The sequence below is a fragment of the Mycoplasma sp. 394 genome, assembly GCF_054353895.1.
In genome coordinates, this window is sequence record NZ_JBTHHL010000006.1 from 34,337 (window position 1) to 56,477 (window position 22,141).

The following is a 22,141-nucleotide window of genomic DNA, read 5'->3' on the forward strand; positions in this document are numbered from 1 at the left end:
GCCTAAATGCAATATAAAAAGCTACACTATAAAAATTAAGTTATTGTGTAGCTTTTTAAATTGTGTTTTAGAAGAGCAGATGCTCTTTTTGTTTTGTTTATCGTTTTGATTTATCATACGGGATTCCTGCTGCGGCAGGTCCATATGTATTGCGACTTGTAGCAACTAAGACTATTAAAGTTACAATATAAGGTAAGATTTGGAACAAGTCTTTATAACGACGGAATCCTTCCCCGAATGAGATCGCTCCATAAAATGAAATGGAAAGTAGAATTGAGAAGAATAGCGATACTATAATTGAAATTGATACCTTTCATCTTGAAGTTATCATTATTGCTAATGCGATGAAACCAAAACCAGAAACATCCTTAGTCAGTGAAAACTCGGTGAGTCGACTCGATTGAATAAAGATTGAACCAGCAACACCTGAAATTAACCCTACAATCATTAACCCTTGTCATTTCATGCGATTAACATTAATTCCAGCTACATCAGCTGCTTGTGGATTTTCTCCTATCGCTCTAAATCTAAGTCCTCATTTGGTTTTACGCAATGCAAATCAGGCTAAAAATGTGATTACAACGGTTAAAACAACCTTTAGCGAAAGTATATTCCCATACTTGTTTTCATTGGTATCTAATGCAAGTTCAAAACGGTTTTTAAACTCTACATATTGTCCTGCATATACTTTTGAAGCAAGCAGATACACGATTAAAGCACCAATTCCACCAGCAAGTATATTAATTGCAAATCCTACAACGGTTTGGTCTGCTTTTAACTTTATAACAGCAAACCCGAATAGGAACGAGAGCAACAAAGTTGTAATTGAAGAAAGAAATACTAAAGGGATATTAGTTCAAACATTGTTGGTTTTAATTACTTCGGTAAATATTGTGCTATAAACAGCATATACAGAAGCACCGAACACCATAAATCCATTAATTGCAATGTTAACTATCCCAGCACGTTCGGAGAAAATACCAGAAATTGTTCCTAATAACAAGATACAAAGAAAGAATGCACCATGACTAATAATAATTTCCATTATGTAACCTCCTCTTTGATCTTAAAGGCCTTAAAGTATTTATCTTTTATTTTCTTAATAAATGCTAAAAACAGTTCCTCTTGAAAATGTTTGAAATTATTTTTTAACATTTTTACTTCATTTTTATGTTTTCCAAGTAAGTCTCGATAAATATTTAATCCAGCAACTTCTTTTTGGGCATTATGCTGAAATTTAATTTTCGATAACTCATCATACATCTGCATCAGTTGTTCGTTGCTAAAGTCTTTTGAAGCAATAATCCTTTGGGCTACATTATTTTGGTAGTCTTTTTCGGTTTTAGCAAAAGCTCGTTTGAGTTTTTGACCTTCAAATCATTTGTTTACTAATTTAAAGCGATTCGGAACAAAAACACTAAATTTTTGTTGATAGTATTTTTTAAATTCTTTCCAGTACTCTTTATTCGTAATCAGATAACTTTGTTTAAACAATCACCGAAACGGTTTAAATTTATAAAAGATTAGTGACAGCGAAGCGATGAAGATAATAATTCCATAAATTAGCATAAAGAATTCTTCTCGAATTGCTTCGCTTCCTTGTGGAATAGCTTGAAAGAAAGTTTCTGATGTATATAGCAGTGAGTATAAAAATGCAGATAAAATGACTCCTATTGGTGAATTTAAAGCAATCAAGGCGATAGAGATTGAATCAAATCCGATGACTATTGGTGAATTTGATGCTTCTAAGGAATTACGTTGTAAGACTATGTAATAAAATCCCGCAAATCCTATGAATGCTCCCGACAATCCCATCACCATTACAGTCAGCATTTTTTCATTTATACCTACATATTTTGCATTGGTTTTATTTAAGCCAACCATTTTGATTTTATAACCTATTGAAGTTTTTGCATAAATATATCAGATTAAAACTGCAAAAAAACCTAATAAAACTAGTCCTGCATAAATAAAGTTATATGTAACTGTTTCACTAATAAATATTTGTGTTGTTCCTTGGATTTGATCAAATCAAGGTTCTAAACCAGTTCCAAATGCACCGTTATCCTTTTTAAATAAATATTGTGCTAAGTATGCAATTATTCAATTAAAGAAGATGGTTGAAATTACTTCATGTACATTTAAATATGCTTTTAAAAGTCCTGATAAAGCACCCATAATAAATGCAACTATAACAAAGATAAATAGCATTATCACAAGGTATGAAACACTTATTTTATTAACGGGTGTTCTTGAAAGAATCAATACAGCAAAAAAGATAATTGCTGGTGTTGTCATCTGGTTTGCAGCACCAATATTAAACAATCCTGACTTAAATCCGATGGAAACACCTATTCCGGCGAAACCGAAGAAAATTAAATAAAGCAATAAATATTTTTGGTTTAATGAATCAAAAGCAAAAGTAAATACATATGTTATAAATGTGAAAAGTCCTGTTTGCCGACCATTTTGACCCGATCTACCTAGAATCATATAGAAGACTGAAGCAATTAGTAAACCAAAAAATATAGCTCATAAGGATGAATAAATTTTTGTTCGAGTGTTTTTCTTTTCTTCAAACATAAAGAATCGTCGAGTTGATTCCATAAATGAAGCAAATTTACTATCTGCATATTTATGCATTTACACCTCCTTCTTTTTTATGTGCCATATATATACCAATTTCTGTTCTGGTTAAATCTTGAGCTTGTTTTACTGCCAATATTTCTCCACTGTTAATTACAGCAATTTTATCAGCAAGAGCAAGGACTTCATCAAGTTCATATGAAATTAATAAGATTGCCTTTCCGTTTTTCTTTTCTAATAAAATTTGTTCATGAATGTTTTTAATTGCTCCAACATCTAAACCACGGGTAGGTTGCACAATTAAAATAAAATCATGTGGGGTATTCATTTCGCGACCAACAATAAATTTTTGTTGGTTTCCACCAGACAATTGTCTTGCTTGTGACAGACCACCTCTTGTCCCACGCACATCATATTTAGTTGTAATTAGGTTATTTTCTTTTTTAATCTTCGCATCCCTTAAGATACCAAATCTCACATATTCACTATCTCATAAACGTCTTAATATTGTATTATTTTTGATGTTATAATCTAAAACAAGTCCGTGTTTATGTCTGTCACTTGGTATAAATGTAACACCTAAACGTGATATGTTTTTTACTCCATAATCAGTAAGTGAAATATTTTCAGTAGTGTCTTTTTTAATCATAAATTTAGCCTGGTTTTGTTTAAATACAAAAAACATATATATAAGCAAACCGATTAAAAAGATACTACTAAAAACGATTACTAAACTTTGAAATACTAATGAAGTTGAACTTCTAATGATTAACGAGAAAACAAAATCAATCAATGCTATTAATGATAATAATCCTATAAGATGAGCACTTAAAAGTTCGTGTTTTTTGTTTTTAAACTTTCCGTAAATTGTTGAATATCAAAATGAATGTAAAACAATTAATCCGAATGCAAAAAAACAAATAATCGATATCATTAATAAAACAATTAATGCCACAGTGTTGTATTTAAATAACAACCCTGCAAATATTAAGGTGAAAAAAAACATTATTATCATACTTGAAAAAGATCAGGTTGCTAGTTTTTGAAATGGTAATTTCATTTTATTTAACCCATTTAAATAGAACTTATTTATTACATGTTTAATTTGAATTCCAAGTATTAATTTAAAAAATATTCCTAATAATAATACAAATCCAAAAATGAATATGCCACCTAAAATTCTAAATGTAAATTGTTCTGATACTTGCTTTGGTACTGCTATTAATACAATTCCGACTATTAGCATCAATAAACTTAAAACAAACAATCCGATGTTTTTAAATTTATTTGCTCTTGCTATCTCTTTAACACGTTTTTGTGATAACTGAGTTTGTGCTAGTAAAATATCACCAGATATCGTCTTTTTCATTCCGCTAACAACATATTCTAAATCTAATTGTCCGTTCCCTTCAACTCCAGCAATTGCTAGTATTTCACCAGATTTAACATCTAAAGAAACATTTTTAAGGGGCTTATCTCCTTGGGTTGAAACATTTTGAATGCTTAATACAACAGGATTTTTGGTGGTATCAGAATATTCATTTCTGGTGATTTCAACATCTCCTCCCACCATTCTTGAAGCCATTTCTTCTATCGATGCATCTTTAACAGCAAAGTCACCAGTTACTTTTCCTAAACGCAGGACGGTAGCATTATCAGAAACTTCCTTTATTTCGCCTAATTTATGTGAAATAAATAGAATTGTCTTTCCTTGACTACGAAATAGTTTAAACGTTTCTAACAACCCTTGAATTTCTTGGTCTGTTAATACGGCAGTTGGTTCATCAAAAATTAAAATATCTGAATCACGATAAAGCATCTTCATAATTTCAACTTTTTGTTGAGTAGCAACCGTTTCAGTTCCAGTAACTTTATTTAAATCAAAGTATAAATTAAATGATTCTTGAATTGCTTTTATTTTCTTTATTGCGGGTTTAAAATCAATGATTCGGGTGTGTTTGTTATTATCTTCACTACCTAAAACGATGTTTTCTAGATTTGTATATACATCTACTAGTTTAAAGTGTTGATGCACCATACCAATTCCGAGACGATTTGCTTCATTTGGTCCATCTATTGAAACTTCTTTATCATTAACTTTAATAATTCCTTTATCAGGTTCGTAAAGTCCAAATAAAATAGACATTAAAGTACTTTTTCCGGCACCGTTTTCTCCTATTAAGGCATGAATCGTACCTTTTTTAACTTTAAATGAAATATTTTGATTTGCTTTTATTTCACCAAAGGATTTACAAATATCAATAAATTCTATTGCGTGTTTTTCCATCTTACTCCTTTAATGACATAATGATAGAAAACACATCAAATATGATGTGTTTTGATAAAACTAATTATTTGTTTACTTCTTCAACAAGTGAATTAATTAAATTAGCTAATTGATCATCTGTATATGCTGTTCCATCAGTAGTTGCTTTATTTGAATCGATAAATGCTTTTTGATCTGCTGTTAATGATCTAAATTTGGTTTCTGCTGCTGTTATAGCTTCATTCATTTTTTCTCTTTTTGTGGTATTTTTTAATGAAGATGGAGCTAAACCAACTCAACCTTCAGCGAAGTCACCTTTTACACTGTTTTTGTCCCCAAATACAGGTTTCTTAGTATCACCAAATGCTTTTTCTAAAATTGAATCATAAACAGCCTGAGCCATATTTTTAAGCACTGATGTTAAGAATCTATCAGGTGCAGAAAGTGATTTACCTTGGTCAACATCCACTCCTACAATATATGTGGATTGGTTATTTTGATTAAGTTTATCTAATGTTGCTTTGGTAGCAGGTCCAGCTACTGGATAAATTAATACTGGGTTAGAAGCTAATGCAGATGTTATAACTGGGTCCATTTGTGGTCCAGGTTGGAACCCTGAATCTAATCTAACTGCTTCATGAGTAACTTTCTTGCTTGGGTTTTCTTTGTTTCATTCTAAAATACCTTTTAGATATCCAGTAATATAGTCGGTTACACCGTGAAATGCTCCACCACCAAATGATGAAAGTTTTTTATCAGTTTCGTTTTCTGCAACATATTTAGCTAATGCATAACCAGCCATTCATGATGCTTCGTTTACATTAAAGTTAATATTATAAATATCAGGATAATTAAGTTCAGTTGGATTTAATGCAAAATCCACATTAAATATTTTTACTCCTTTTTGTTTTAATGCAGCATTATTTTGTTGAATAAAGTTTTTAATGTGATCAATATGGGTAAATCCTGAAAGAACTCAAATTTTTGCTCCCGATGTTAAAGCAGCTCTATATGAATCGTCATATTTACCTTCTCTTGGTTCAACTGATTTTACTTCAAGTTGATTTTTTCCATCTTTTCTTGTTTGATCTAAAATGGTTAATGCCGCTTCTCATTGTGATTGGTTAAATGATTTATCAGTTACATGCCCTGTGTCAGTAATAACATATATTTTAGTTCCTACCATACTATCTGGTAATGTAAATGTGTTATCCTTAGTAATTGTAGCAACACGTTCATTTGGATTAATGTAATTGCTTGGATTAGGAATATCAAGAACTTCCTTTTTTGGTGTTTGAGTCTTTGTTCCACATGATGCTGCAATCAATGCAGTTGTAGCAGCAATTGGTGTTCCAAACCCGATTACAAATTTCTTAAATTTTTTTGTCATATTATTTTAAATCTCCTATTTATATATGTATAAATTTTATAGAATTTTTCAGTTTTTATTTGTATTTAACTATGATATAAACAAATTTCTTGTTTCAAAATTGCAAAATTATGAAAATAAAATCATTTTTATATTAAATAAGCGAATAAACTTATTTATTTATATTTATCAGGATGTTCTTTTTGCATCTTTTTGATAAATTCTTTTTTATCCATTTGTCCATATTTTTGCATTAACTCAATGCATTCTTGGTATTCTGATAATGCTCAATCAACATCTTCAAATCCAGAAATCTCAGTAATATTAGGTCTTTTTCAGTTTTTATATGTTGAAAAGAAGGTTTTTACAGTATCTAAAAAAGGTGCTGGTAAATCTTTTAAGGTTTTAATGTTATCTAAACGATAATCATCAGCATGTACAGCAATTAGTTTTGTATCAGTTTCTCCATCATCAATCATTTTCATCGCTCCAATAATGCGAGCTTTCAACGAAACACCAGGAATAAATGTCTCAGGTGAATATAATAATACATCTAATTCATCTCCATCTCAATCTAGTGCATCTGGAACAAATCCATAATTGCATGGATAAACAAAATCACCACGTAAAATTCGATCAACTTCTAGTTGCTTGGTTTTTCGATTATATTCATATTTTATGGGAGAGTTCTTTTGAATCTCTATTTTTACATTAATTATATTTTTCATATTTATATTATATATAAAATCTTTAAATACTTTATATCCTGTTTTATCTTTTTAATATTTACAAAAATGCATTGAAATGTTAATATAAAAGTATAATTTAATCAACTTATTGGAGAATGATGAATCTAAAAAGTGAACAATTAAATATTGATAATTCTGTTTGTATTGATTTGGATCAAATATTAAGTTATGATGAAAAATTTCAACTCCTAAATAATTTGCTAGATAACAAAATAAAGATAGAAAAATGTAGTAAATATGCAAAATTTTTCAAATATTCCAGTTTAAATAACACAGACAGTTTTCTTCTTATTGCTAATATAACTTATTTAGGTGGTAATGGACAACATCCTATTTATAAAAAGAGAATTCAACTAAAATCTTGGTATAAAGATGTGATAAATACGAACAAAAATACCTTTATTCTTGGTATATACAAATATAATACAAATATCATATTTGTTTCTTTTGATACACAAACTTATATAAACAAGAAAATGAATAATTCATCTGCGCATGTATATATAAATGATTTAAGTCAGGGGTTAATGTATGGAATATTTGAAAAATATGATAAAAACAACAATAAAATAACTGTAATCAGAAGCGATAAAATTAATGATTATTTGAACAAGCGAATAAATAATAATCCATCATTAATAAATCAAATAAATTTATTTAATCTTTCTTTAAAATGAAATATACAAATTAAAGGTATTGATGCATATAAACAGATGTTTTGTGCAAACTTTAAAAACACATTTCAAGCAGAATGAAGTGGTTGATATTTAGAATATTTGTTTGAAAAATTCATTAAAGATAATAAGATATATAATATTGTTTATACTAATTCAGAAAACATAAATAAAAAAGAATTTTTGGATTTTGATTTATATTTTAAAAATGATGATTTTTATGGTGATTTAAAATCAAGCGATGAAAATAACATACAAATTATTGGAAATGATATAGAACACATCAATGATGCTTTAATAAAACACAATAAATTATGATACCTAATTTATGAACATAGTTCATTAAAAGATAAAGATAGTAACACAAATTATCAAACTACTCGGTTTTGAAACAATTTAAAACAACATAGAAATATCAAACAAATTGATGATTTTATCTCCGAACAACAAGATATTTCTTCATTAAGTTATATCAACAGAATGAAACATTCTATAAAGTTTAAGAAGATGTATATTCTAGAAGTAAATAAGATAAATATCAAATATGTGTTCAACTTATTTAAACAAGGTAAACAACCTGATGGTAGTTTAAGAAAACCTAAATATTCAATCAATAAAAATGCTATAGATAACTTTATTATATATTCATTTGATGTAGAAAGGAAATAAAATGAAATTTATCGATTTATTTGCTGGTATCGGTGGTTTTCATCAAGCGATGAAAATTGTTGATAAGGATGCAATTTGTGTTCTTGCATCTGAAATAGATAAAGAATGTGTTGCTGCTTATTATGATAATTACCATCTTGATTCGAATCTAGATGTTGTTAATATAAAAGTGGATTCGATTCCACAACACGATATTTTATTCGCTGGATTTCCTTGTCAGGCTTTCTCAAAAGCAGGTAAACAAGAAGGTTTAAACGATACAAGAGGTACCTTGTTTTTCCAAATTGAAAGAATTTTAAAACATACTAAAACAAAATACATCTTATTAGAAAATGTTCGTAATCTTATTAGTCACGATGGTGGTAGGACATGAAAAATTATTCAAGAAAATCTATATAAATTAGGTTATAGATTAACTAAAAATCCTCTCATACTAAGCCCGCACCAATTTGGCATCCCGCAAATTCGCGAACGTGTCTATATACTAGGTAAATACGACCCAAAAAACAAAGATGTTCCTTTAAATATCTCATTTCATAATTTAATAAAAAAAGATGCAAATTCTGTTAATAATATTTTGGATAAAAATATTGATAATTCAAAATATCATATTAGTGAATATGATGAAGAAGTACTAAATTTTTGAAATGATTTTTATTTAAATATAAATCAAAAAGTTATTGGTTTTCCTGTTTATATTGAATATTTAAATAACAACGATGTCGATCCTTTATTTCCGAAATGAAAACAAGATATTATTAAAAAAAATCAAAAACTATATAATCAAAACAAAACTTTTATCGACAATTGAATATCAAAAGATATTTCACACATTAGGAAAACTCATCAAAAATTTGAATGACAAGCAGGGGATAAAATCAACAACATCTGAGAAGGAATCATTCAATTTCGTCCTTCTGGTATAAGGGTCAAAAAACCTGATGTATTCCCTGCATTAGTCGCGATGGTTCACATTCCGATAATAGGTAAATACAAAAGAAGACTAACACCAAGAGAATGTGCGAGATTACAAAGTTTTCCAGAAAATTTTAAATTACATCAAAATGATCAAAAAGCCTATAAGCAATTAGGAAATAGCATAAATGTTACAGTGGTTTCAGAACTTATTAAGAAACTTTTAAAGCAGTAAATAAATGTTAAAAACATAAATTATTTTGAAAATGTATAAGACTTACAAAATCACTATTTTAACACCAAATAGCAATTTATGAAAATATATGAAACGAATTACAAAATTTAGCACTCAAATGCTTGGGTTGCTTTGTTTTTTTTTTTTGTAAAATAAAAAAGTATAAAAGCTTATTATGCAAAAAAATTTTTAATTATAAATAGGAGGTTTTATGCCTGGAAACAAAGGAAATAACAGACCAGATAACGATCCAAATCGTGCTGGATGACCATCAAAAACCGGAAACCCATCTGGTGGTGCCCGTGGAAACAACAACCCTAAAAAATAAATAATTTAATTTATATAAGCTTTATACATTTTAATATTTAAACATCTTACAAAGGAGATATTATGACAACAAAAGCAGAAAAATTATGAAGATTACAATTTGGTGATAGTAATACAGGAAAAGATTATGCAGGAACTATTGTTCATTTTGATGAATATGGTAAAAAATCAGTCTTTGGATGAAATATCGAACATATTACACCAGAATCTTTAGGTGGAACCGATGCATATACAAATCTTACAGTTGCTAATGTTAAGAACAATTCATTGAGAGCAGATCGTACTTCATGAAATTTAAACGGAACTAATTTTCAAGTTAAGAAGGTTGATGGTTACAGCAGTAGTGGAATTTATGATATTTCTAATCCACACCAACCAAAACTTCTTACAAAAAGTCACAAATTTTAATAGAGGTTTATAATAACTAGAAGATTAAAATACGACATCTTATTATTAACTATCATTTCTGCATTATTAATTTTTCTTTCTTTATATGATTTAGATTCACTAATTTGAATTTGAGAAAGGGATATTGATACTTGGAAAAAGGTAGTTAATATTTTTGTTGCTTTTTCTGGATTATTGGGTGTTTTCTCTATTATTTTGTTTGCTAAAAGAAAGAAAATTGCTTATATTTTGGCTATTACTAATGCAATTTTATATCTTTTCTTTTCTTTTACAAACGGATTAGTTATAGATGGATTTATCCAAATTCTTTATATCCTTATTTTGTTTTATATTTATATAAAACAAATACTGATTCATAAGCACAATAAAAGGATTAGGGAACTAAGACTATCATTATATGCAGCGATATTATTCTTTATAATCTTTGTAGTAATTTCAACATCATTTTACTTTTTAAATCCATACACAAATGATTTTATTAGTAAATTGCTTAGGATAAACTACATCGAATTTAATTCTAATTTTAAGTATAAAACATCAGCATCTGCAATCCTTGCTATATTTAATGCAATATCTATTATCGCATTGATTATGATGGCATTTGGATTTCGATCAAATTGAATAATTTGATGTTTTAAAAACATCTTCTGCTTTGTTTTCTTCTCTGGTATTGGTTTTTTAAGTTGAACCTTGATATTTATTAATTTTATATATTTATCCATATCTATATATTTATACTTTATCACATCAAAAGAATCAAGATTATCAATTGCTTTTGTCGGTATGGGCGCAAGTGGAAAATCCAGTATTATCAATAATCTCAGAGAATTTTTAAATCAAAATAACATCCAAATTATTGATGAAAGACTAAAAGATGAAAAGATTTTCATAGATTATATGAATGATATGAAGAAAAACGGATACAGAACTCAAAAAATATTCTTCAAAGATCGATATATACAAATCAAACAGATGCAAAATTTCAATAAATCCTTAATAGATAGACATATGATAGATGATTTCTTGTTCCCAAAATGTTTAATTAAGATAAATTATTTTACTAAATGACAAAAATTTGCTTGAAACTACTTCTATTATCCTTGATATAAGTTTTTGCTTTCTTTGGAACCAAAAATTGATTTAGTCTTTGTAGTTTTAAAAGATATAGACTTTATATGAAAAAATCGCTTATATGCAAGCAAAAACCACCAATTACAAACAGAACGAGATCGCAGAAAGATTGAATTGAAGAACAAAGAGTTTTTTAAAGTTGTAAATATTGAGTATTTAAATAATAGGCAACTAGGTAAATTACTTTCAAAGAATTTAAAAATTTACTCTAAAGAACATCATACATTTATAAATATTGAAAAAGATATAGCATCATCAAAAATTAAACAAATAATCGAATCAAAATTAAAAGAAAATTTTAAATTATAATAAAATTTATTTCATAAGTCAAACCTTTGATTTTCAAAGGTTTGCTTTTCATATTTTTTTCATAAATATTTTATGTTTTCTTATGATTTCCTTTTTTTGTAATATAGATATGATTCTTTTGCAAAGAATTTGTTTATTATAAGGAAAGGAGGGATTATGAGAATTGCAGGATATTGAAGAAGATTAGGAAGTCGTTTTATAAACGGTTTACTAGTTACGGTACCTTTGGAATAATGGGAATAGTTTTTCTAATTAATTTTATACAAGGTAAGCTTAATTTAGGAATGAATGCTGTTAATATTACATATAGTCATGGAAGTGGCAGAATGTTAAAATTATGACTTTTTAGAGCTATATGAAGAATGCTTATTTTTACATTTATCATAGACTTTTTTTACTATTATAATGAAAAAAGGAACATTTCCTGAAAAGTGAGCAGATAACTATATAGTTATTAGAGATTAATTTTCCATATTTAATACCTTTGATTTATTCAACGGTATTTATTTTTATATTTTTCTTTCCTTTTCTCTGAATGAATTTCTTTTTAGTTTAAATATAGTAAAGTCTTTGAGATCATAGTAAAATATTTACATAATATATGTAAGGAGAATCATGACAAAAAACAAAACTAAGTTAACTGCTAAAGAAACTAAATCTTTAGAAATACTAAAAAATCAATATAAACAAATTATCGATGATCTTTCACCGACAGAATTTAATAAAGATCAAAAAGATCTTGCTAAAGAAATCATTGATAATTGCACAAATCCAAATAACATACAATATATTTTTCAATTTATTGCACAGAGGGTAAAAACAGGTTTTACCTTTGATGCAGCACCCGAAAGCAATAGCAAAACTATTGCTATCTTAAGAAAAGATGATAAATTATCTTTTAATTTTGATGATAAACTGCCAAAAGACCAAAACACATTAATCATAGGTGAAAACTATGATGCATTAAAGAATCTAATACTCATAGAGAGAGAGAGAGAGAGAGAGAGAGAGAGCGGGGTTAGATTATAAATATGATGTAATTTATATCGATCCTCCTTACAACACTGAAAGATCTGCATCAGATGGAAATAATGTTGCAGATGATACTGAAAACAAGAAAAACAAAACTTTAATTTACCGTGATAAATATACTAGAAACGGTTGATTAAATATGATGAACGAACGATTTCGTATGGCAAGAGAACTTCTCAAAGATGATGGAGTTATTTTTGTTTCAATCGATGATAACCAACAAGCATATTTGAAAATTTTAATGGATGAAATTTTTGGTGAAAATAATTTTGTAGCATCATGTATATGAGTAAATAACTTTGGAGGAAGAAGTGATAAAAATAACGTTGCTTCTTGTCATGAATATATACATATTTATGCTAAAAACATAGACAATTTAAGTTTTAAAAAAGTCGGGATTCAAGAAAATACAAACAAATGAAAATTTAACGAAAAATTAAATTTATATGAAAAAGAATTATATCCATTGCAAAAAGGTGGTGGAGCAGAAACATTAAATGAGAGACCAAATATGGGTTATATTATTTGATGAAACAAAGAAACAAATGAGTTTATTATTGATAATGATGGTATAAAAAATAAGGTAAGCGATAAAACATCAAGTAGTGATTTCAACTTTATATATGACTTTGATACACCAAAACGAAAAACTCTTTTAGAATCTGGATTTATACATATCACTCCTGCTATAAAAAAGAATAAGAACAAGTTAGGCCGTTGAAGGGTTGGACTAGATAAAGTTCAATTACTTATAAAAGAAAATAAATTAAAGGTAAAAACAACTAAAGATTCGAACATTGTTTATGAATATGAACATTCTGAATTTATTCCGAATAAAAGTTATCAAAAATTTAAATCAGTTATTGCTAACTTTTCGTTTAATGAACTTTTAGATGATTTATATTGAGATAAAAGCATTTTTTCATCAATAGATTCGTCAGGTGGAACAACAGAATTCACAAATATTATAAAACCAGCAGATGGAATGTTTAATAATCCAAAACCAGTAAATATTATTAAATTATTAATAAATTTACATCCCAATATAAACCTTAGAATTTTAGACTTCTACGCCGGTTCTGGAACAACCGGTCATGCTACTTTACAATTAAATCGTGAAGATGGGGGTAACAGGACTTTCACACTTGTTACAAATAATGAAAACAGCATTGGTAGAGATATAAACTATGAAAGGTTAAGAAGAATAAACACGAGAACTAATTTAAATAAGAATGAATATAATCTCACTTGATACAAAAACAACGATCCATATAATTCTAATTTAAATGTATATTGACTTGATAATGATGATTATATTGATATAAGCTTATTTTCAAACATTACTGTTAAAGAAATAGAAGAAAAATGAAAAAACCTAATTAAAAATTTCGGTGTACAAGAAACTAATTTTGATAAAGATGATTTACTTACTGAACTTTTAACCTTAAAACCTTTAATTAAGGATGGTAAAAATTAGTATGAAACTCATAAAACCACAAGAAAAAGTAGTAAAACAACTTTGTAGAGAAGCGCAAGGTCATCTTAAATCCATAAATATAAATGATGAAAATCCTCAAGGTAAAACAGTATATTTTAAAGCACCTACTGGTTCTGGTAAAACCTTTATGATGTTAAATTTCATTCACCAAATGATTAAATGACATAACAAAACTCTTAAAAAAGACAAAATAATCTTCATTGTTACAACTTTATCAGTTGCCAAACTACCAGAACAACTAGAAAATAATTTTAATGAATATAAAAGGTATTTAAAAGGTTCGGATATTTTAGTCGAACGTATTGAATCTCCTTCAAATAAGAAAAATTATTCTAAAGAAACCAACTATCGGTTTTTTGCTGCTAATAATAAAGTTTTTATAATTGGTTCTTCTTCATATAGCAAAAATACTATTTTAAAAGAACAAAATGCTATCGAAAGTTTAATTAGTCAAATCAAAAAAGAAAAATATAAATTAATCTACATCCGCGATGAAGCACATATTGGTTCTGATGTTGATAAATCTAAAGGAAACGGAAAAACTGAACAAGCAAACTTAGATAAGTTTGAAAATTTAATGCAATCAAATGCTCATTTTACTGTTAAGATGACTGCTACTCCAAAAGATTATAAAAATCTGATTGAACTAACTGAAAAACAATTAATGGAAGCAGATATTAAGTTATTAAAAATACATAGGATTTTTAATAAAGGACTAAATGACATCAAAGATGATATCGATCTAGAAACAATTTTAGATATTGCATGTAAAGAATTTAAACATATTAAAGCAAGATATAATGATGCAAAAAAAGAGCCAGATTTAGTTGGTATTAATGCTGCGATGCTTATACAGGTTGATAACAGCAGTAATATAGACCTAAATAAAAAAGAAGAATTTAGTAAAAATTTAAATAAAATTAAAGAAATTTTAAATAAATATAATTTAAAATATGTTCAATATTTTGATGATGATATTAATGAAAAACAACTTCGGACTAAAGATGGATATTCACTTAAAGATATTTCTAAAAATTCAGATAATACTGATGTAATTATCTTTAAAATCGGTGGTTCAACTGGTTGAAATATCCCAAGAGCTTGTATGTTGGTACAACTGCGTAATATTTCGTCTAGCACCTTACCAATTCAAACTATTGGAAGAATTAAACGAAATCCTGTACCTAAAAAGAAGCAAAATCTAGATTCGGAAGCACTTAAATACTATATTTATAGTAATGTTGACTATGAAAAAAGAGAAGCAATAAAGTTATATCTTAAAGATGAGTATAATAGCGAGAAATTTGTTATAGGTCAATTGAGAAACTTTGATATTGTTAAACAAAAAAATCAATCGGAATATGAAGCAAAAATCAAAGAAAAAATTGATGAATTTAATAATATTACTATAGATACATTTATAACTATAAAAGAAGAAATTATCAACGAATACAAAAACAAAGGATATATTGTTGCACAAACAGAAAAATATGGAAATAAAGTAATCAACAGTGAAATTATAGAAAATAAAATTGATATGGAACAATATAATCTATTGCAAATTGATAAAAATAGTAATTATTTAACAGATGCTATTATTAAGGAAATTGATGCTTTTTATCAAAAAGTAGATGGTTTTTATAAAAACAGCAAAAATGAAAATCAAAACGAAACATCTAATAAATATAAAAAAGCAGTCCAATTTTTTGACAAAACTATATACTGATATATTTTTATCAAAAAGTATTTAAATATACTCATAGAAATTTATAAAGAACTAAATAAGAAAACTGTAGATGAAGGAAAAATTGAATTCTTTTTTCTCGAAGATAAAATACTACCTACGGAAATTACTGTATTTGTCGATAAGCAAAAAAGCGAATGTACTAATTGTGTTAAAGTATCCGAAAATATGAAATATGCATACACAAATTATGATAAAGAAATAAATATATACCTTGATTCTTATCCGGAAACTGTTTTTGCAAATGAAATTAAAAATTTAATCAATTATAACAATGATATGGATGGTAACTTAAAAATATGAACTAAAAACCCAGTATTCGAAGGGATTAACATCGAATACTATGATTCAGAACTTAAAAAAGGTTCAAGTTATCCAGATTTTATATTGAAGTATAAAAATCATTTTGTATATATAGAAGTTAAATCAGAAAATGATATCGATTCTCAAAAGACCGAAGATATTCTTAAATCATATAAAAAATATATAGAAAACTATAAAACAAGCACAAATATAAACTTAACTCTTTTAATAGCAAAAATTGATAAAGATAAAAATATTTCATTCTCTGGGGATTCAACATTAGAAAGTGTAAGAATAATTCTTCAAAATCAAAGTGTTAAACTCAAACAGATAATTAAATCAATATCAGAAAATAATCTTGTTTCACAGGAGAATAATGAACAAAACTAGTGTAAAGAAATCTAAATTACAAAAGAATTTAGATGAACTAAAGAAACAAGAAAAAGCTAGAATTGATGAGCTTTCTTGAACTGAATTTAACCAAGACCAAAAAGAAATTGCTAAAGAAATTATTGATAATATTACTAATCCAAATAGAGTGCAATATATCTCACAATTTATTATTCAAAGAGTAAAAATGGGTTTTACCTTCGATGCAGCACCTGAGTCAGATAGTAAAACTATTGCTATTTTAAGAAAAGATGATCAATTATCATTTAATTTTGATAATAAACAACCAAAAGATCAAAATACCTTAATCATAGGTGAAAACTATGATGCATTAAAGAATCTCATATTAATTGAAAGACATAGACAAAGAAACGGATTAGATTTTAATTACGATGTTATTTATATCGATCCCCCTTATAATACCGAAAGTTCATTAAAAGATGGAAATAAATTAGCAAATGATAAAGAAAACATTGCAGCAAAATCATTTAGTTACCGTGATAAATTCACACAAAATGGTTGACTAAATATGATGAATGAAAGGTTACAACTAGCAAGAGCGCTGTTAAAGGATAATGGGGTTATTTTTGTTTCAATTGATGATAAACAAGAAGCATACTTAAAAGTTTTAATGGATGAAATTTTTGGTAGAGAAAACTTTGTCACCTCTTTTTCTTGAGTGTCTAATAAAAAAGGTAGACAAATATCTGGTTCGCTAGTATCAAAAACTAATGAATTTATCTTAGTATATACAAAAGATAACGAAGCGATTGATTATGAATTTAAAGAAGATTGATATTATCTTACTTCGTTAATGCCATATATCTATGAAGAAAAAGACACAGAAATACTAAATGACACAAAAGGTCCTTTTATAATTCAAAATGAACTACACAATACTAATATCAATGCATTTAATTATAAAACAAGACCTAAGTTATATTTTCCTATATACACAAATGGTAAAGATATATCGATACAAAAGAAAGATAACTACCAAGAAGTATTTCCACCAAAAAATAAATCAGGTGTTCAAGGCGTATGAAGGTGATCAAAGCAAAAAATAGAAAATGAAAAAGATGATCTTTTTGTTATAAACAAAAATGGGACATTTAAGGTCTACACAAAAGTCAGGGAATTTAAGTATAAAGTTAAGAACTTAATATTTTCTTCAAAAATAACAAATAAATCAGCATCAAATGAATTAGAAAATATACTTAACAAAAATACCTTTGAAACTCCAAAGCCATCTGAACTAATTAAATTTCTTATTAAAATAACTCGTAACAAAAACTCCCGTGTTTTAGACTTCTATGCCGGTTCTGGAACAACCGGTCATGCTGTTTTAGAACTAAATCGTGAAGATGGTGGAAACAGAACATTTACTCTTGTTACAAATAATGAAAATAATATAGGTATAGATGTAAATTATAAAAGATTAAGAAGAATTAATACAAATACAGATCTAAATGGTAATGAAATTAATTGTAAGTGATATCAAAAAAATAAACCTTATAATTCTAATTTAAATGTCTACTGACTTAACGAAAAAGAAGATTATATCAATATAGGATTAGAATCATCAAACAATGTTAAAGATTTAAAAGAAAAATGACTAAGTCTTATTAGGAACTTTGGTATAGATAATTCTAAATTTGATTATGATGAACTACTAACTGAATTATTAACCTTAAAACCTTATAAAAAGAATGACTAGAATCGGTGTACTAATAAATAAAATACAAGAAAATTTCTTGTATTTTATTTGCTTTTGTTAAACTATATATATAATTATTAAAATAATTATATATTAAGGTGGTGATATGCAAGTTAAATCAAAAAAAATTAATATTAAAATTAAAGATATTCAAAACCTTGAATTCTTCATCGATGATATTAATGTTTCAGATGGAGATTATTTTAATTTAAATGATATTCTCAATCAAGATCTAAAAAAAATTACAGATGAAACTGGGAAAATAAGAGAACAAATCATACAAAATGAAAAAAATCGACTTACTAAGGAAATACAAGAAAATTTAGAAAAAACTTTCACAAGAGAAATAAAAAATTCAAAGGAATACAATGAACTAAAAAGTGAAAAAGATTATGAAATTAATAAACTCATAATAGAAAATGTTGAAAAAACACAAAAACTTGAAAACGAACTTAAGGATAATTATTATAAGCAACTTGAGCAAGAGAGAAATAAGTTAAAAGATAAATTTGAAGCAGAAAAGAAAGATTATGAAAATTCTATTTTAAATAAAGAAATTGAAAACATAAAACTTAAATTTCAACAAGAACACCAAAAACAATTGATGGAATTGGAAAATGCACTTAAAATTTTAAATATAGAAAAACAATCTCTTCTAGAAAAAAACGAAAAACTACTTGCTGAATTTGAAGAAAAAAAACAGTTATCAACCAAACTTCAAACCGAGTTAGAAACCTTACAAAAATATAGATATAATAAATCAACTAAGGAATATGGCGAGGAATTTGAGAATCATATTTTTAATAAACTTGCAGAAGGTTTTGCATTCTCAGAAGATGTTAGTTTTGAAAAAACTACCAAACATATAAACAATAGAAAGCCCGATTTTAAAATAGATTTTAAAGATTTAAATATCTTAGATGATGATAAAAATTCATATGGAACTATTATAATTGAAGCAAAAAACAGAATCACTGAACAAGGATCAAAGAGAAACAAAGACTTTATTGAAAAACTCGAACAAGACCGAAAGAACTTTAAGGCTGATTTTGCAATTTTGGTAACTGAATTAGAACCTAATAGTGTTATTTATATTGAAAAAATTTCAGGTTATAATGAGATATTTATTGTTCGAGATGTTGCTTTAATAAATCTTGTTTTTTTATTAAAAAACATCTTACAAATAAAATATTCATTAAATGCAGACAAAATAGAATTTAATAGTAAAAAAGTAATACTTGAGAAATTCAACGACTTTGTAGAAAAAAATATATTAAATCATATCGAGAAATCAAACAAAGAAATTGAAGGTATTATTGAAAATGCAGATAAGATGCGAAAACTTTTATCTAGCATAGAAGATAGTGCAAATAATATAGCACATAAACATTTTTCAAAAATGCAGCGTAAGATAAGTGATTTTGGAAAATCAGAATTTATTAAAGAAATTGCTAAACTTGAAAAAGTGGAGCAAAAACTAATCGAGAAAAAGGATTCTGAATAAAATGCAAAAACAACAAAATAAAGTTACATGAAATATTTTTAAACGCGTTTTTGGTAATAATCCTGCATTAATTTGAAATAACGATTCACTTATTAGTGATATTAAACAAGAATATCAAAAGAGATGAAACAGAACTTGAGATAACATCGAAATAACTAACGAAGAAGATGATGAGCAATTTGTTAATTTTGATTATGAATTTTTCGAAAATCACGATATTGATGCATTACACGAATTAAATTTAGATTCTGTTAGTGATACAGAAACATATATAAAAGTAAACAAAGATAGTTATGATAATTATTTAAAAGATGCATTAAATTGATATTTAAATAAATATAATATTCAAAATTCACAAGTTAAATTTATTTCTTCGAAAAATGACTATCAAGCCAAGCATATCGATACATTAAATGCTATCAAGGATAATGAAATAGATTTAATCTTTAACGGAACTTTATATGATGTATCAGGTGATTTTGATTATATTGCACCTTTCTTTATTTATCATAAATCCTTGAACAAATTAGTTTTATTAAGTTATACAGCAAGATGTAAATATGAAATGTATTACAAACACTTCTATATTTATCAAATTTTTAAAACAAACAACATTAATATTAACGATATGTCGGTTTTAATAATAAATCCATGAGATAGGATACGTCGTAAGGTACAAAAAGGTAAAATAAACTTTTATGAATCTTTTGCTGCTGATGTTGCAAAATCTATCCGTAAAATTTCTAAGGATAATCCAACTACATATCAAAAACAGATGTTTGAAGCATTAGTAAGAACAGGTGATATTAATTTAAAATTAGGTTTTGATCATTATGAAAACAGTCATTTAGAATTTATTAATGTTATTAAAAGAAATGGTATTTCTTTTTCGCAAAAAACTGCTGATATACTTCATTCAACTGATGAAAAACTTTTTATTGTTGAAAATCTTTCAAAAGAAATTACCATTGAATTTTGGTCTTTTAAGATATATAAAAAAATTATTGAAAAAGCATTTAATGAATTTGGTAACAAAAGCAACTTTGATGCAATATATAAGTTCTTATCGACTGAAAAGGATAAAAAAATCGAATCCGTAAAAAGTTGATTGAATGACACTTTAAACTATCAAACAAATTCACAAAAAATATGAATTGATGAATGAAACTTTATTAATAAAGAACAAAAAATTGCTTTATATAAACTGTTTATAGGTCCAAATTTTGATGAAATTTCTTTTTCTTTCTTTAGCAAAAAAGAAAAAGAAAATTTAGTTGAATTTACAAGAAAAATAGAACTATATAATAAAAACATTAATTTTTTTAACTTAGATTCTTTGACAAAAATTCTCCCCTTACATCAAAAAGATGCTCGGATCTGTTGATATGATTATGAGGGTTTTTCTGACTTATATCCTCCTTTAAATAATATTGCTCCATATAATCAATTAGTAAATCAAGTTTCTGTTATTATAACTAAAAATGGCACTGAAGAAAAAGTTGAAAATATTGTAATAGATACAAAAGATTTAACTATATATAATTTAGTTGATTTAATCGATGTCATTTATTCAAATAAAGCAGATTGATTTGTTGTATATAACAAAAATTATGAAAATGCACGTAATAAAGAGATTAAGGATTTAGTTACTGAAAATTATCTAAACAACAAAGAATTTGAACAATATATTGATCAAAAATATAAAAGCATTCATTATTTTGCTGGTATGGTGGATTGAATTAATAATCACACAATTGATTTAGCTGATTGTTTTAAAAATTCAAAGCAAGAGAAAAAAAATTATGAAAAAATTACTGCTTTTTACGAAGATGGTAATAACATAAAAACAACAAAAGTTGATAAAGATTTTATTAAAGAAAACATAATAACTACTAAAAAACTAATTCATATCAACTTCCTAAAATACTATTTTTCTATTAAGAAAATAGAAAAATACATCACTCATATGAATTTTGATCTGAAAAACAAAATCACACCTTATTCAGAACTTGTAATTCAAAAAGGAACAATGGCAATGGAAGCTGCTATATTAAGATATTTAGGCGCAACCAATGATGCTGTATGACAAAACAATATCGTTCCTAACTTAAAAAAATATTGTGAAAATGATGTTCGTGCAATGATGATGGTGTATGATTTTATAATGTTTTTATTTTCTAAAGCATACGATAATTTATCCGAATTTGAATATCAACTTAAAATGGTTGAAAATATGGAATATACAGTTATAGATGGAAAATTATCTGTTGCAACAAAAAGATAATTTGTGGTACAATATCTATTAAATATATCGA

General features: G+C 26.6%; 16 protein-coding genes and 1 pseudogene. 11 read left to right on the forward strand and 6 right to left on the reverse strand.

Features of this window, described 5'->3' with window-relative positions; translation table 4 throughout:
* Positions 1 to 97: 97 nt before the first annotated feature.
* The 5 genes from ACXYRQ_RS02880 to ACXYRQ_RS02900 form a co-directional block, all read right to left on the reverse strand.
* A complete protein-coding gene (locus ACXYRQ_RS02880) occupies positions 98 to 1,045 on the reverse strand; it encodes an ABC transporter permease (RefSeq protein WP_458597735.1) in 948 nt (315 codons plus the stop codon).
* Positions 1,045 to 2,643 carry an ABC transporter permease gene (locus tag ACXYRQ_RS02885; RefSeq protein ID WP_458614762.1) on the reverse strand — a complete coding sequence of 533 codons (1,599 nt, stop codon included), beginning with the start codon at positions 2,641 to 2,643 and terminating at the stop codon, positions 1,045 to 1,047. The genes ACXYRQ_RS02880 and ACXYRQ_RS02885 overlap by 1 nt, the downstream gene beginning before the upstream one ends.
* A complete protein-coding gene (locus ACXYRQ_RS02890; protein ID WP_458614763.1) occupies positions 2,636 to 4,873 on the reverse strand; it encodes an ATP-binding cassette domain-containing protein in 2,238 nt (745 codons plus the stop codon). Before ACXYRQ_RS02890 ends, ACXYRQ_RS02885 begins: the two co-directional genes overlap by 8 nt.
* Positions 4,874 to 4,937: 64 nt before the next feature.
* A complete protein-coding gene (locus ACXYRQ_RS02895; protein ID WP_458614765.1) occupies positions 4,938 to 6,242 on the reverse strand; it encodes a BMP family ABC transporter substrate-binding protein in 1,305 nt (434 codons plus the stop codon).
* 155 nt (positions 6,243 to 6,397) lie between these two features.
* Positions 6,398 to 6,949 carry an inorganic diphosphatase gene (locus tag ACXYRQ_RS02900; RefSeq protein ID WP_458607503.1) on the reverse strand — a complete coding sequence of 184 codons (552 nt, stop codon included), beginning with the start codon at positions 6,947 to 6,949 and terminating at the stop codon, positions 6,398 to 6,400.
* A 119-nt stretch (positions 6,950 to 7,068) separates the two neighbouring features.
* Here ACXYRQ_RS02900 and ACXYRQ_RS02905 point away from each other — a divergent pair, with 119 nt between their 5' ends.
* From ACXYRQ_RS02905 to ACXYRQ_RS02920, 4 genes and pseudogenes are all read left to right on the forward strand, one after another.
* Positions 7,069 to 8,313 carry a hypothetical protein gene (locus ACXYRQ_RS02905; protein WP_458614766.1) on the forward strand — a complete coding sequence of 415 codons (1,245 nt, stop codon included), beginning with the start codon at positions 7,069 to 7,071 and terminating at the stop codon, positions 8,311 to 8,313.
* Position 8,314: 1 nt separating this feature from the next.
* On the forward strand, positions 8,315 to 9,463 hold the full coding sequence (locus ACXYRQ_RS02910) for a DNA cytosine methyltransferase (RefSeq protein ID WP_458614767.1): 1,149 nt from the start codon (positions 8,315 to 8,317) through the stop codon (positions 9,461 to 9,463).
* Between the two features lie 390 nt (positions 9,464 to 9,853).
* On the forward strand, positions 9,854 to 10,198 hold the full coding sequence (locus ACXYRQ_RS02915) for an HNH endonuclease domain-containing protein (RefSeq protein WP_458614769.1): 345 nt from the start codon (positions 9,854 to 9,856) through the stop codon (positions 10,196 to 10,198).
* A gap of 195 nt (positions 10,199 to 10,393) precedes the next feature.
* Positions 10,394 to 10,753 (forward strand): annotated as a pseudogene (locus tag ACXYRQ_RS02920) (nicotinamide mononucleotide transporter); the annotation flags it as partial.
* On the opposite strand, the gene ACXYRQ_RS02925 reads toward ACXYRQ_RS02920, so the two are convergent.
* Positions 10,699 to 10,920, reverse strand: a complete 222-nt coding sequence (locus tag ACXYRQ_RS02925; protein ID WP_458614791.1) for a hypothetical protein — start codon at positions 10,918 to 10,920, stop codon at positions 10,699 to 10,701. The pseudogene ACXYRQ_RS02920 and the gene ACXYRQ_RS02925 overlap by 55 nt on opposite strands.
* A gap of 61 nt (positions 10,921 to 10,981) precedes the next feature.
* Between ACXYRQ_RS02925 and ACXYRQ_RS02930 the strand changes: the two genes are divergently transcribed.
* The 7 genes from ACXYRQ_RS02930 (at position 10,982) to ACXYRQ_RS02960 (ending at position 22,110) form a co-directional block, all read left to right on the forward strand.
* Positions 10,982 to 11,638 carry a hypothetical protein gene (locus ACXYRQ_RS02930; RefSeq protein WP_458614792.1) on the forward strand — a complete coding sequence of 219 codons (657 nt, stop codon included), beginning with the start codon at positions 10,982 to 10,984 and terminating at the stop codon, positions 11,636 to 11,638.
* A gap of 615 nt (positions 11,639 to 12,253) precedes the next feature.
* Complete coding sequence (locus tag ACXYRQ_RS02935; RefSeq protein WP_458614770.1) at positions 12,254 to 12,667, forward strand: hypothetical protein; 414 nt, start codon at positions 12,254 to 12,256, stop codon at positions 12,665 to 12,667.
* Between the two features lie 16 nt (positions 12,668 to 12,683).
* Positions 12,684 to 14,147 carry a DNA methyltransferase gene (locus tag ACXYRQ_RS02940; protein WP_458614790.1) on the forward strand — a complete coding sequence of 488 codons (1,464 nt, stop codon included), beginning with the start codon at positions 12,684 to 12,686 and terminating at the stop codon, positions 14,145 to 14,147.
* Positions 14,134 to 16,605 carry a DEAD/DEAH box helicase family protein gene (locus tag ACXYRQ_RS02945; RefSeq protein WP_458614772.1) on the forward strand — a complete coding sequence of 824 codons (2,472 nt, stop codon included), beginning with the start codon at positions 14,134 to 14,136 and terminating at the stop codon, positions 16,603 to 16,605. Before ACXYRQ_RS02940 ends, ACXYRQ_RS02945 begins: the two co-directional genes overlap by 14 nt.
* Complete coding sequence (locus tag ACXYRQ_RS02950; RefSeq protein WP_458614774.1) at positions 16,592 to 18,322, forward strand: site-specific DNA-methyltransferase; 1,731 nt, start codon at positions 16,592 to 16,594, stop codon at positions 18,320 to 18,322. Before ACXYRQ_RS02945 ends, ACXYRQ_RS02950 begins: the two co-directional genes overlap by 14 nt.
* 106 nt (positions 18,323 to 18,428) lie before the next feature.
* Complete coding sequence (locus tag ACXYRQ_RS02955) at positions 18,429 to 19,826, forward strand: DUF2130 domain-containing protein (RefSeq protein WP_458614776.1); 1,398 nt, start codon at positions 18,429 to 18,431, stop codon at positions 19,824 to 19,826.
* A 1-nt stretch (position 19,827) separates the two neighbouring features.
* On the forward strand, positions 19,828 to 22,110 hold the full coding sequence (locus ACXYRQ_RS02960) for a UU173 family protein (RefSeq protein ID WP_458614778.1): 2,283 nt from the start codon (positions 19,828 to 19,830) through the stop codon (positions 22,108 to 22,110).
* Positions 22,111 to 22,141 lie beyond the last annotated feature (31 nt).